The organism is Williamsia sterculiae, from assembly GCF_900156495.1.
Taxonomy (GTDB): Bacteria; Actinomycetota; Actinomycetes; order Mycobacteriales; family Mycobacteriaceae; genus Williamsia_B; species Williamsia_B sterculiae.
Window position 1 is genome coordinate 228,612 of record NZ_FTNT01000008.1, and the last position, 14,128, is coordinate 242,739.

The window sequence follows — 14,128 nt, forward strand, 5'->3', positions numbered from 1 at the left end:
TTACTCGTGCGTCTCTTCCAGGATCGCGACCGCCGCCGCGACCGGGCCGTCATGGGTGAGCGAGATGTGCACCGTCGCGTCGCGCAGGTGTCCCCCGATCTCGCCGCCCAGACGGATCGCCGGTCGACCCCAGGCGTCGGTGACCACTTCGATGTCGCTGTGCCGGATCAGCGGCAGCACCGGTGACCGCGCGAACCGACTCACCGACCACGCTTTGATCACGGCCTCCTTGGCCGCCCACCGTGCCGCGAGGTGTCGCGCGTCCTCGTCGGTGCCGGAGGCGGCGTCACGCCGCTCCCCGACGGTGAACCGATCGGCGAAAGTGGTCCCGGGTTGTCGCAGCTGCTCGGCGAACTCGGGCACCGACACCACGTCGATCCCCACACCGACCACGCTCACGCGGGTGCGCCGCTCGCGTCGTATCGCCCCGCGACGGTGCGACGACCCGACGGATCGAGCAGCAGCGCCGCTTCCTGGTCCGCCTCCGGCGCCGTGTCCGCGAAGCCCCGGTCCTTCGGCCGTTGGTAGGCGGGCGCGCCGCCGTACATCGCCTCCAGCATCCGCTGCGCACCGGACCGGCCACGCTCGGCGGCCCGTCGCCGGTAATCCACCGCCTGGTCCGGATCGAGGGTGGCGACGAACGCCTCCGGATGCACCACCGCGATCAGTCCGGACACGTGTCCGAAACCGAGGCTGGTCAGCAGGCCGGCCTTCAGCGGGAACCGCTCTCCGAACCGCAGCGCCTCGGTGGGCCAGACCAGGTGCGGATACTCGCGCATCTTCTCGTCCACGCAGTCGAGGCTGCGGTTCGGCGGGATGACCCCGTCACGCAGCATCTGGCACAGACCGATGAGCTGGAAGGCCGCGGCACCACCCTTGGCGTGCCCGGTCAGCGACTTCTGCGAGACCACGAACAGTGGGGCGCCCTCGTTGCGCCCCAGCGCGCCGGCCAACCGTTCATGCAGATCCGACTCGTTGGGATCGTTGGCCCGGGTCGAGGTGTCGTGTTTGGACACCAGCGCCACGTCGTCGGAGCTGACCCCCAGTGCGCTCAGCGACTGCGCCAGCCCGGAGTCCAGACCACCGCGGGCGGCACCCAGGGCACCGATCCCCGGTGCCGGGATGGAGGTGTGCACGCCGTCGCCGAAGCTCTGCGCCCACGCCACCACCCCGAGGACCGGCAGCCCCATCTCGGCCGCGACGTCGCCGCGGGCCAGCAGGATGGTGCCGCCGCCCTGCGACTCGACGAACCCGCCGCGCCTACGGTCGTTGGCCCGCGAGAAGCGGCGTTCAGCGATCCCGCGGTCCGCCATCTTCGCGGAGTCCGCCGTCGCCGACATGTCACCGAATCCCACGATGCCCTCGATACCGAGGTCGTCGAATCCACCGGCCACGGCGAACAACGCCTTGCCGAGCGTGATCTTGTCCACGCCCTCCTCCACGGAGACCGCGGCCGTCGCACAGGCGGCGACAGGATGGATCATCGCCCCGTAGCTGCCGATGTAGGACTGCACCACGTGTGCGGCGACGACGTTCGGCAGGGCCTCCTGCAGGATGTCGTTGGGCTTGGCCTCGCCGAGCAGCGTGTTGACGTACAGCGACCGCATCGACTGCATGCCGCCCATGCCGGTGCCCTGGGTGTTGGCGACCAGACCCGGATGCACCCACCGCATCAGCTCGGACGGGTCGAAACCCGCCCCGAGGAACGCGTCGACGGTGGCGACGAGATTCCACAGCGCGACCCGGTCGACCGAGGAGGCCATGTCCGCGGAGATGCCCCATCGGGTGGGGTCGAAGCCGGTGGGGATCTGCCCGCCCACGGTCCGCGAGAGATGGAACCGTCGCGGCACGCGGATCTCGGTACCGGCACGTCGCGTGATCTGCCAGTCCCCGGTCTCCGCGTTGGCCGTGATCACGGTCTTCTCGGGGTCGGCGGCCGCGAACGCACGGGCCTCCGCCTCCGTCGCCACGGTGAACGACAAGTCCTCGTCGAGGTACACCGAGGTGAGCAGTGGCGAGGTGTTGTCCACCATCGCACCCTCGTCGGCGTAGCGGCGGATGCCGCAACGTTCGACCACGGCGTCGTGATATCGCTGGGCGATCTCCGACTCCGCGACCGGGTCACCCGACTCGGTGTCGTACCACCCCGGCTTCGGCGCGGTGTCCCAACTGATCAGACCCGTGTTCCACGCCAACTCCAGCACACCGGCGGCCGACAGCTCCTCGTCGACCTCCATCTCGAAGCGGGTGCGCGCGCTGCCGTACGGACCCAGTTCGCCGGCACCGACGATGACGACCAGGTCAGCAGGCGAGCTGTCCAACTCGGGCCACGCGGGCGCGGTGGACCGGGGTGCGCGGGCGGGCGGCGGCAGCGCGTCCACGAACGCCGCAGGCACCTCGACCTCGTCGACGTCCGCGGTGGTCTCCGCCGCGTCGACCGCCATCGCGTCGGCGGCGAGGGCCTTCAGGTCCAGCGCACCGGCGTCGAGTCCGGCTGTGAAGTCGGCCAGCAGCGGCTCGGTGCGAGCCGCCTCGCGCTGGGCGGCACCGCACAGGCCGAGCAGTTCGGCGGCCATCTCGTCGGTGTCCCAGGTCGTCACCCCGGCCGCCTCGACCGCGGCGACCATGCCGTCGTTGTGACCCATCAGTCCCGTGCCGCGTACCCAGCCGATGAGCGCGTGGGCCAGTGTGACCCGCTGATTCCACGAGTCCTCGGCGTTCCACCGCGCGACCAGGGCGTCGAGGGCGGCCTTGCTCTCGCCGTAGGCACCGTCACCGCCGAACATCCCGCGGTTGGGCGACCCCGGCAACACCACGTGCACGCGGGCGTCGAGGTCGTGATCGGCTGCGATCTCCCCGAGGCCGGCGATCAACCGTTCCACCGACCACAGCAGCACCTTCATCTCCAGTTCGGCGCGACCACCGGCGCCGGTGAGGTCACCGGCGACCCGCGGTGCGGCGAACGGGAACAACAGGGTCGGTTTCAGTGCGGGTTTCACCACTCCGGTGGACCCGCCCAGGTTCTCGGTCTGCTCGCTGCCGATCCAGGCGACCAGGTCGTCGACGTCGGTGTACGAGCACATGTTGGCGGGCGTCACCCACAGCGCGGCGCCGAAACGCGCGTGCGTGCGGTACAGATCCTTGAAGAAGGCCAGACGTGTGTCGTCGAGGCGCGAGGTGGTCGCGACGACGGTTGCGCCGCCGGCGAGCAGCGCACCGACCACACCGGCCGCGATGGAACCGGCGCTGGCGCCGGTGACCACGGCCACCTCGTCCGCCCAGCGACCCGGCGCCGGATCCTCCGCCTCGTGGGCGATCTGCGCGTAGGTGCGGGCATGCACCGACTCGCCGATGGCCAGGGCCTTGCCCTGCCACCAGGTCGCCTGCGCGGCCACGGTGTGACCGGCCCCGGCGAACCGCGCGACCACCGACTCGAAGGTCTCGTCGAGCTGGTGCTCGTCGGTCATCCAGAGCCGGGCCAGGTCTTCACGGGCGCCGGCCCACCGGTCGTCGACCAGCACGGCACGGCGGTCGTCGAAGACGGGCGCGACGGTACGCACCCAGTCCGACCCCAACTCCGCGCTGACCCGTTCGATCACGGCCGCGGTCTCACCGTCGTCGCCGGTGTCGACATCGGACGTCTCGTCGGCGAGTCCGAGCTTGCGCAGGATGGTCTGCGCCGCGCTCGCCAGCGCACCCGTCCGGCCGGTGAACTGCTCGGTGAGCTCGCTCAGGGCGGACGCGTCGATGGTGCCACCGCCGCCGCCTTCCGCGGCAGGCTTGGCCACCGGGACACCGCGGGCCGCGCCCACCTGGGTGACCGCGCCGTCGACCAGCGCGTCGAGTGCGGCGACATTCGCGATCGGCCCGTCGACGAGATCACCGAGGTCGCCCCCGCGGACGCTGACGCCTTCCCGGCTGCCCAGCGCGACGGCGACGGTGGTGTGTAGTCCCCAACCGGGTCCGAGCTGCCACACCGAGGTGACCCGGTCGGCGACGTAGGAGGCACGCTTGCCGGTCGGTCCGAAGACCTTGCGGATCTGGTCGTTCACGGCATCCGATAGCACCGGGCCCAGCGGCTTATACCCGCGGGCGAGACTGTCGACGGTCGACGCCAGCGCGGCCATGTCGGCCTCGGCAGCACCGTCGATGGCTCCGAGACCGAGCTCACCACCGATGTCGAGCAGCAGCTGGTTACGCCGCGACGACACCCCGTCGCACAGCGACTCGATGGTGTCGGCGCTGCCGATCTGGTCGGTACGCAGTTTGGTCCACAGCGCGATCACCGAACGCACCGCATCCGACGGGACGAAGGAGATGTCGTCGGGCCGCGGGCCCGCGGCGGCCGGGGCAGGCGCGGCCGCGGGGGTCGCGACCTCGGCCACCGGTGCCGTTGCCTCCGTGGACGGCTCGTCGGTGGACTCGTCGACCTCGTCGACGAAGTCGGTCCCGGCGTCGCGGGCCAACACCACATCGCTGTCGCGCTCGATGTTGAGCACCTCGGCGACCGCCGAGGTGTAGTCGTCCAACCTGAGGGTGTTGGTAGCCAGCCCCGAGAGCGTCGGGGCGTCCTTCACACCGACCTCGACGAACCGCTCGACGCCGAGCCCACCCTGGTCGACCGGCCGCAGCAGCAGGTCCTGCGTCTCGATCCAGCGCACCGGGCTGGCGAACTGCCAGGCCAGCAACTCGATGAGCACCACCCGCAGCAAGGCCGACGGTCGGGCCGCCCAGCCCTCCCAGTCGGCGAGCACCTCGGTGATCGGGTCGGACGGCACGAGATCGGCGATCTCCTGGACGAACTCGCGGTTCAGGCTGAACAGCCGCGGTACCAGGTTGGGGATGTAGCGACCGACCAACACGTCGGGGTCGATCTCGGCGGGCAACAGTTCGTCGAGCCGTCGACGGAACTCCGGTACCCCGTCGCGCAACACCGTCGAATGGAACGGCACATCGATGCCGGGTACCAGGATGAACGACCGTTTGCCACCGAATTCGAGGCGCCGACGCTCGATCTCGGCTTCCAGCAACTCCAGTCCGCGGACCGTACCGGCGATCGCGTACTGGGATCCGAGCAGGTTGAGGTTGACCACCTGCAGGAATTCGTCGTGCTGGTCACCGATACCGGCCACGAAGTCGACGACGTCGGCATCGGCCAGCCCGAACTGGCTGGGCCGGATGGCGGCCATCCGGTAGTCGCTGCGACCCCGGGAGTCGCGGGGCACGAGGTGGTGCATGGCCTCGCCCCGCTGGAACACCACCTCGAGGACCGCCTCCAGCGGCAGCACCCCGGCGCAGGCCGCGAGGGCGTTGTACTCACCGACGGAGTGGCCGCAGGTGATCGCCCCGTCGACGAAGGCTCCGGCCTCGCGCAGCTCGGCGACCTGTGCGACGCCCAGCGTGGCCATCGCCACCTGGGTGAACTGCGTCAGGAACAGCACGCCGTCGGGGTGGGTGTAGGTGGTGCCGTTGGCGACCAGTTTCGTGGGGTTGTCGCGGACCACGGCCAGGATGGAGAAGCCCAGTGCCGTGCGCGTGTGCTCGTCCGCGCGATCCCATACCTCCCGGGCGGCCCTGGATCGTGACCGCGCCTCGAGGCCCATGCCCTTGCTCTGGATGCCCTGTCCGGGGAAGGCGTAGACGGTTTTCGCCGCGGCGAGTTTTCCGGTCGCGACCATCACCAGTTCGTCGCCGACCTTGGCGGTGACCTCCACGACCTCGCAGCCGCGGTCGAGGCCGACCCGGTCCACCCGGATCACGATCTCGTCCCCGGTGCGGACCATCCCGAGGAACCGTGCGGTCCACCCGGTCAGTCCCCGCGGGGTGGGCAGCGGGCTGCGTGCGTCGGTGGCACCGACCACCTGCTGCGCGGCCGCCGACAACCACATGCCGTGCACGATGGGAGCACCCAGGCCGGCCAGTCGGGCCGCCGCGGTGTCGGTGTGGATGGGGTTGCGATCACCGGACACGAGCGCAAAGCCGTGCATCCGATTGGGTGCGGTGATGGTGACCTGCCGCAACGGCTTCCGGGTCGCGCTGCCCTCGTCGAGCAACGCGCCCCCCGCGCGCACCGGGTCGTCGAGTTCGGCGTCACCGGTGCGGCCGCGGATCGCGAACCGCTCGGTCAGCTCGGCGAGTACACCCTCGCTGTCGGCGATGGTGACCGCGACCTCGACCACGCGGCCGACGACCGCGTCCACGGCGTCAGCGCCGACGGCGGTGACCGTCAGATCGCGTGGGGTGGTCGGGACGGTGCGGCGCACGACGACCGCATGGTCGAGGTGGACCAGGTCCAGCAAGCCCTCGACCACCGGTGCACCCGAGGCATCACGAGTCGCACCGATGACGCTGAACACCGTGGGCCAGCACAGGCCGACCAGGACGTCGGGCACCGCGGAGCCGGACCCACCCTGCGGGACGGTGGCGCCGAGGTGCGGCGGCAGGGTGTAGGCGGTGACCGCCGCGTGGTCGGCCACCGATTCCGGGTCCCAGTGGACCTCGACGGTGGCGCTGCGGTCGGTGACCTCGACGAGACCGGAGCCAGCGGCGACGGCGAGGATGACACGCATGGCGTCGCTCGCGGCGTCGAGGGAGACCAGCGGACTGCCGCCGTCGAGGACGGAATCGCCCACGGTCATCGGGATGGTGATCGAGGAGGTGGCGATGGGTACGGTCAGCAATACACCGTCTGCGATGCGTTCGAGCACCGCACCGGTCGGCTCGTGTTCTGCGCGGTCGTCGCCGAGGAATTCCCACCGATCCCGCTCACCGAGCAGCGAGATCGGGTTGGCGACGAGACGTCCCGCCCAGGCGACGTTCTCACTCTCGACCACCTGCGCCAGCACGCCGTCGTGATCGACGATGCCCAGGCGCCGTCGACCCGCCACCCGGATGGGTTCGACGTCCGCGGCCGCGAGGTCGGCGGCGGTCCTGGCCTCGAACCGGTCGAGCAACGCTCCCACCGGCTCGTCCACGCGGGTGATTCCGGCGACCGCGACCGGCCCCGGGATGATGCACACCGCGTCGGCACCGTACCGAGGGTCGTGAGCCTGCCACAGTGAGTCGCTGCGCCACCAGCGGCGCACGTCCTTGTCGATCACCGGGACGAAGTTCACCGGCTTGCCAGGAGTGCGGCACAGCTGGGTGAAAAAGGCCACGTCGGCCGGATGCAGTATGTCGGTGTCGATCTGGGGGTACACCGAACCCAGGGCATCCAGCGCAGCCCGGGGGTCCGCGCCGGAACCCGGCGCTCCGAACAGCGTGGGCACCTCGCCACGGTCGCGAGGGTGCAACCGGGCCTCGGTGCGCTGCAACATCTCGACGAAGCGCTGTTGCCAGCTGATGTCAGCCCACACCGGACGCGAGACCCGGTCGTCGACCGGCACGTCACCGACGGCGAGGTCGACATAGCGTTCGAGCCACCCGCGGTATGTCATCGAGGTGACGTCACCGAAGTAGGGCTTGGCGGTACCTGCCATCGCAGCGATGATCTCGTCACGACGTTCGGCGACCGCTTCACCGTCACCGGCGACCTCGTCGAGCAGCCGGCCGCAGCGTGACGCCGTGTTGTCGACCTCGTGGATGTCCGCGCCGAGTTGGCTACGGCCCGAGGCCATCCCGGCGGTGGCGCGACCCGCGCCGATCCAGTCGTCGCACCCGGGGGTGTCCACCAGCAGTTTCTTCACCTCGGGGGCGGTGGTCGCCTCCTTGGTGGCCATCGCCGCGGTCCCCACCAGGATGCCGTCCAGCGGCATCTGCGGGTAACCGTGCGGCAGTGACCAGGCGCCGGTCAGGTAGTCACTCGCCCGCTCGGCGGTGCCGATGCCGCCGCCGACGCAGACCACCACGTTGGACCGCGAGCGCAATTCGGCGTAGGTCGCCAACAGCAGGTCGTCGAGATCTTCCCAGGAGTGGTGACCGCCTGCCCGTCCACCCTCGATGTGCACGATGATCGAGTGGTGCGGCAACTCCGCGGCAATGCGGACGACGGACCTGATCTGGGCGACCGTGCCCGGCTTGAAACACACGTACGGGATGTCGGCGTCGGCGAGTTCCGCTACCAGCGCGACCGCCTCGTCGAGTTCGGGGATGCCCGCACTGACCACCACGCCGTCGATCGGCGCACCGTTGGCACGCGCCTTCTGCACCAACCGTTTGCCGCCGAGTTGCAACTTCCACAGGTAGGGGTCGAGGAACAGCGCGTTGAACTGCGCCTGCCGACCGGGTTGCAACAGCTTGGTCAGGGTCGCGACATTCTCGGCGAAGATGCCCTCGGTGACCTGACCGCCGCCGGCGAGCTCGGCCCAGTGACCCGCGTTGGTGGCGGCTGCGACGATCCGCGGGTCCACCGTGGTCGGGGTCATCCCGGCCAGCAGGATCGGTGACCGGCCGGTCAGCCGGGTGAAGGCGGTGTCGACCTTGACGCTGCCGTCGGGCAGCTCGATCAGACGCGGTGCGTACTGTTGCCAACCGCGCTGGACGTTGGGGATCCCGCCCGGCGCGAACAGGTTGCGCTGGCCGCCGCGCAGACTGACCGGGATCAGGCCGATGCCACGACCCCGGACCACGGGGGCGGACAGTCGGGTGGCGACGTCGGTGGGACCGAAATCGAGGATCCACCGCACATCGGATTCCGCGACCTCGTCGAGGGTGGCCACCCAGTCCAGCGACTCGGTGAGTACCCGGGCGGCGTTGCGGCGCACCCACTCCACGTCGAGGTCGCACCGCGATGCCCAGTCGGCGGCGATGCCGACGGCATCGGCCAGACCCGGGTTATGGAATGCGATCGAGGCGGCGACCTCGTCGAAGACCGGTGCGAACGGTGCACCACCGGTCGTCTTGCGCTTGCGCTCGTCCGCCTCGCGAGCGGCCACTCGCTCGCACATCGCCACGAAACCGCGCAGGTGGCGCGGCGCACCGGATACGACGACCGAGCGGCGTCCGTTGCGGATGGCCGATACCGGGGCGCGCCCGCGCTCACCGCCGGCGACGCCGGAACGGTATTCCTCGAGCAATGCCTCGACCCGCGCCGGGTCGACCCCGGTGACCGAGAGCAGTGGCGAGACGTCCGCGGTGGCGGCGAGGCCACGACGCCGCGCGACCAGCGCCCCGGCCGAGCCGATGAGATGGGCTGCGGCGAGCATGGCCCCGGCCCCGAGTGGCCCGCGATCGGCGGTGGCGATCGCGTCCGCCGCGAGCACCCCCTGAGAGTGACCGATGACCATGCGCGGCGCGTGCTCGGCCACGTCGAGGCCCTGCTTGGCGAGCGCGGCGAGCGCGGCGAGCTGGGTCAGCAGGATCCCGGGCACGGACAGCTCGGCGGCCCCCAGGGCGGACTCCGCGGGTGTGTGTTCCCCGGCCTCGAGCGCGTGCACCCAGGCGAGCGGGTGGAAACCGTCCGGTCGTACCGCGGTCAATTCGTCGACCACGGGCCCCACCACGCGTTCCGCGGCGTCGACCACGGCACCGAGGTGCCGGTCCAGTTCGGCGTCGACGATCAGCTCGGCCAGCGACGGCAGCCAGGCGGCCCCCTGTCCGCCGAACGCCATCGCGTAGGCCTCGCCGTCCACGAGACGGCGGACGAGGGTGGCGTCGGGGCGTCCGGCCTGGCCGGCCTCGGCCCCGGAGCGAATCTGGTCAACGGTCACGGTGCGGGCTCCTCTGGTCGAGATGGGATGAGAGGTGGTCGTATGGAGGCCGGACCTGCGAAGGCCACCGGCGTGTGCGGCCGAAGGGCGTCAACCGCTCCTGATCGCCGAGTGACGACACCCCTATTTCCGCGGGTGGCGAATCATCTTCGACCGCCGTGGTTTTCGGACTTCGACTCGTTCGATCAGCGGCTCTTGCGGTGAGCTCCTGGCATCAATGTTGACACAGGAAAGTGAGGGATTCCTCATGTTCGATTGTGACCGGTCGGTATACCCGTGAGTAACATTTGTTGTGGTGCACGAGAACGGCATCACGACAGTTGAGGGGACGTCCGTTTACGCAGGTGACGCGCACCACGCCATCGCTCGACGGACAGTTCACGTCACCGCACTTCTTGTTATTGAATCGTTATCTCGGTATCCGTCACACCGCGCCGCACCGCCGGACGTACCCGCAGCCCAGGCGCCGTAGGGTGTCGAGGATGAGTGGCTGCGTCTTCTGCGAGATCGTCGCGGGTCGGTCTCCGGCGCGGCTGGTGTACTCGGACCCCGACGTGATCGGGCTGCTGGACATTCACCCTGTGCGACCGGGGCACACGCTGGTCATCCCACGCCGCCACGTCACCGACCTCTCGGGACTCACCGACGAACTGGGCGGCAAGGTGTTCGCCGCCGCCCGCCGGGTGGCAGCGGCCATGCGAACCTCACGCATCGCCGCCGACGGGGTCAACGTCCTGGTCAACGACGGCCGGGCCGCCTTCCAGACGGTGTTCCATCATCACGTGCACGTACTCCCCCGGCACCACGGCGACAAGGTCACGCTGGCTCGCGGCCTGGTGATCCGTAGGGACCCCGACGCCGACGCCACCGCGGCCGCCCTCGTCGCCGAGCTGGGGACGCCCCGACTGTGACGATTCACGATGCCGACCCACAGGCTCTGATCCCCGACGCCGCCGTCGACGCGCTCCGCGCCGCGGATGCCGTGACCGTGTTCACCGGGGCGGGTATGTCCGCGGAGAGCGGCGTGCCGACCTTCCGCGACGCACACACCGGGTTGTGGGAGCGGTTCGATCCCGCCTTGCTGGCCACGGTGGGCGCCTGGGAGCGCGACCCGGACATGATCTGGGCCTTCTACCAATGGCGGGCGCGGATGGTCCGCGTTGCCCAACCCAACGCCGGACACCATTCCCTGGCCCACCTCGCCGCCGACGTACCGACCAGCATCGTCACCCAGAACATCGACGACCTACACGAGCGGGCGGGCAGCACCGACGTCAGTCATCTGCACGGCAGCCTGTTCAACCCGATCTGTGCGTACTGCGGACGCCCCTACCGGGGGCTCGACGCCGACCCGGACCGCGCGGTCGAGCAGTTCCGCGTGGAGCCACCGATCTGCCCGGTGTGTCTGGGATCGGTCCGCCCGGGAGTGGTCTGGTTTGGTGAGAACCTGCCCGAACGGCCGTGGATGACTGCCGAGAGCGCGATGCTCACGAGCGACGTGGTGGTGGTCGTTGGCACCTCCGGCGTCGTCTACCCCGCGGCGTCGCTACCGGAAATGGCCGCCGCGCAGGGCGTTCCGGTGTTGGAGATCAACCCCGAGACCACACCACTGTCGCCGATCGCCCAGTGGTCGGTGCGGACCACCGCCGCGAAGGGGCTGCCGGAATTGGTGGCACGCCGGCGCGATCAATCCTGAGGTCAGGCCTCCATCACCTTCTCGGTGGGGAGGTCGCCCACCGGACACTCGGCAACCCCGATGGTGTCGCGGGTGATCGCCTCGACCGACGCCTGGGTGGCCTCGGCGTCGGTGACCCAGTTGCGATAGAAGTCGAATGGGCACTCGGCGACGCCCTTGTCTCCGTCGCCTCCGGCGAACACACCCGTGTAACCGCGGTGCAGCAGTTTGAACAGGTGGTTCTGCGACTGGTCGTGGTGACGCGCGTCGCGGATCGTGCTCAGCGACAGCTGTGCGTACTGCACGCCGTACTCCTCCTCGCCACATTCGCCCAGGGTTCGTCCATCGAATCCGATGATCGCGCTGTGCCCGAAGTAGGAGTAGACGCCGTCCCAGCCGGTGGCGTTGGCCACCGCCACGTAGCAGTTGTTCGACCACGCCATCGCCTTGGACATGAGGATCTGCTGCTCCTTGGCCGGGTACATGTAACCCTGCGGTCGGACGATGAGTTCGGCACCCTTCATCGCGCAGTCCCGCCAGATCTCCGGGTAGTTGCCGTCGTCGCAGATGATCATGGAGATCTTCAGGCCTTTGGGCCCGTCGGTCACGTACGTGGTGTCACCCGGGTACCACCCTTCGATCGGCGTCCACGGCAGGATCTTTCGGTACTTCTGGACGATCTCGCCCTCGTCGTCGATCAACACGAGGGTGTTGTAGGGCGGCTTGTTCGGGTGGTCCTCGTGCCGTTCACCGGTGATCGAGAAGACACCCCAGGTCTTGGCACGGCGGCAGGCGTCGGAGAAGATGTCGGTCTCGTCGCCCGGAACCGTTGCCGCCGTTGCATACATCTCGTCGGGGTCGTACATGATGCCCTGGGTGGAGTATTCAGGAAAGACCACCAGATCCATTCCCGGCAGGCCTGACTTCATGCCGACGACCATCTCGGCGATCGCCCTGGCATTGGCGAGAACCTCGGCTCGCGTGTGCAGCCGCGGCATCTTGTAGTTCACCACCGCAACCCCGACGGTGTCCGGACTCGACCCGATGTCGCCGTGTCGCATGTGAAACTCCCCTCGATCGGTCCCGACGGCCAGGGTAGGGAGTCCGGCGTTTCGCTCCGGTTTCACCTGGATCACTTCTGGATCAACCAGTCACACCCTGCCGGGCGCCGAGGTGCACCCGGTTGCGGCATCGTTGTGGGAGAACTACGTTCGCACCGACGAGGTGCGGTCGGAGCGTCGACCGAGGGAGGGGTGGGTGATGTCGGGTTATCTGACCCAGAAGCTCCATGATCTCGATCCCCTCCCCGACTTCCGGCTCGGCGATGCGCGTTCGCCCGACACCCTGCGTGATCGACTCCGGTCGGCCGTCATCGGCCAGGACGACGCGGTGGACGCCGTGGTCCGTGCCCTCACCATCTCCGCGGCCGGGATCCGGGATCCGTACCGGCCCGTCGCGTCACTGTTGTTCGTCGGACCGACCGGCGTGGGAAAGACGGAGCTGGCCCGACAGATCGCCGCCGAGGTTCGTGGCGACCCCGACAACCTGTGTCGCATAGACATGAACGCGCTGGCACAGGAGCACTACTCGGCGTCGCTGTCGGGTTCGCCGCCCGGTTACGCCGGTTCCAAGGAGCAGTTCAGTCTGTTTCAGCGCGACCGCATCGAGGGCACGGTGTCACGACCGGGTGTCGTGTTGTTCGACGAGGTGGAGAAGGCACACACCACAGTGTTGCGCGCGTTGCTCCAGATCCTGGACACCGGGACACTGCGTCTGGCCGCAGGTACCAGCACCATCGACTTCCGGAACTGCATCGTGTTGCTCACCTCCAACCTGGGGTCGCGGGATATCGCGCGCGACCGAATGCAACCGTTGCGCAGCAGGTTACGGACCGGAGTCGACCGGATCCGCGGGGCCCCCGCGGGTGATCGCGCGACCGTCGCGACCGCGGTGGAGCGGTTCTTCGACCCGGAGTTGTTCAATCGTTTCGACGAGGTGGTCTATTTCGACGCGCTCGACCGGACGAGCGCGGCAGCGATCGTCGATGCACAGATCGCGTCGCTGACCGCTCAGCTACGGGGTCGTGACGTGATCTGCACCATCGACGACGGCGCTCGCGCGGAGATTCTCGACGCGGGTTTCGACCGCACCTATGGAGCGCGGAACCTGCACCGTACGTTGCGCAGCATGCTGTACGCGGTGGTCGCAGACGTCATAGTTCGTCACCGTGCCTCGACGGATCATCCCTTACGGCTGCGTGTCTCGGTAGTCGGCGGCGCCCTGGTGTGTGTGCCGGACGCCGAGCGGTGAGACGCGGAGCGCCGACGGCGACCCTCAGGCTCTACGTTCGACTACATGAGTGTCGTCGGCCTCGAGGCCAACACAGACACGCCCCACACTGATTCGACGTCTGACTCGCCTCCTCGGTTCCCATTGTTGTTCAACATATCTCGTGGAATTATCGGCGGTCGCCTCCATCGAACACGTGTACGATGGAGGCATGGATCGGGGGATGTTCACGGAGGTCGGCGACCTGCTCGTCGATCAGCTGGGGGTTGATAGCAGGGTGGTCGATGATGTGGGTGCCGACATCATTGACGCGATCGGTGGTGCGGTGCGGTTGCGGGCGGTCACCGATCATGTGTTGGCGGTACTGAGCGCGCAGGCGGAACGAGTCGGGATCGCCAAGCGGTCCGGGATGCGGACGCGGGAACTGTTGATGGCCAACGGGATGGCACCAGTCGTTGCGGACAGGTGTCTGCGAGTGGGACGCGCGTTGAGTGAACTGCCCACCCTGCATCGGCAC

6 protein-coding genes and 1 pseudogene are annotated in these 14,128 nt (G+C 69.1%); 4 read left to right on the top strand and 3 right to left on the bottom strand.

The features are described from left to right. Entirely contained in the window at positions 1–399 is a 399-nt protein-coding gene (gene acpS, locus BW971_RS14380; protein WP_076480702.1) for a holo-ACP synthase AcpS, read from the bottom strand. Further along, positions 396–9,647, bottom strand: a complete 9,252-nt coding sequence (locus BW971_RS14385; protein WP_076480704.1) for a type I polyketide synthase — start codon at positions 9,645–9,647, stop codon at positions 396–398. Before BW971_RS14385 ends, acpS begins: the two co-directional genes overlap by 4 nt. 482 nt (positions 9,648–10,129) lie before the next feature. Between BW971_RS14385 and BW971_RS14390 the strand changes: the two genes are divergently transcribed. Both BW971_RS14390 and BW971_RS14395 read left to right on the top strand, forming a co-directional pair. Beyond that, positions 10,130–10,558, top strand: coding sequence for an HIT family protein (locus tag BW971_RS14390; protein ID WP_076480706.1), 429 nt, complete (start codon positions 10,130–10,132; stop codon positions 10,556–10,558). After that, entirely contained in the window at positions 10,555–11,343 is a 789-nt protein-coding gene (locus BW971_RS14395) for an SIR2 family NAD-dependent protein deacylase (protein ID WP_076480711.1), read from the top strand. Before BW971_RS14390 ends, BW971_RS14395 begins: the two co-directional genes overlap by 4 nt. A 2-nt stretch (positions 11,344–11,345) precedes the next feature. Here BW971_RS14395 and BW971_RS14400 read toward each other — a convergent pair whose 3' ends face one another. Continuing rightward, the gene (locus BW971_RS14400) at positions 11,346–12,383 is read right to left on the bottom strand and encodes an aliphatic amidase (RefSeq protein WP_076480713.1); all 1,038 of its coding nucleotides are present in this window, start codon (positions 12,381–12,383) and stop codon (positions 11,346–11,348) included. Between the two features lie 199 nt (positions 12,384–12,582). On the opposite strand from BW971_RS14400, the gene BW971_RS14405 reads away from it, so the two are divergent. Together BW971_RS14405 and BW971_RS14410 are read left to right on the top strand one after the other, a co-directional pair. Next, complete coding sequence (locus BW971_RS14405; RefSeq protein WP_076480794.1) at positions 12,583–13,632, top strand: AAA family ATPase; 1,050 nt, start codon at positions 12,583–12,585, stop codon at positions 13,630–13,632. 190 nt (positions 13,633–13,822) lie between these two features. Further along, positions 13,823–14,128: pseudogene (locus tag BW971_RS14410) on the top strand (hypothetical protein); the annotation flags it as partial.

What these genes read in the sequence shown, in the direction of transcription:
- BW971_RS14390 (WP_076480706.1), top strand. Translation starts at nt 10,130, where the DNA reads ATGAGTGGCTGCGTCTTCTGCGAGATCGTCGCGGGTCGGTCTCCGGCG.
- BW971_RS14400 (WP_076480713.1), bottom strand. Translation starts at nt 12,383, where the DNA reads ATGCGACACGGCGACATCGGGTCGAGTCCGGACACCGTCGGGGTTGCG.
- BW971_RS14405 (WP_076480794.1), top strand. Translation starts at nt 12,583, where the DNA reads ATGTCGGGTTATCTGACCCAGAAGCTCCATGATCTCGATCCCCTCCCC.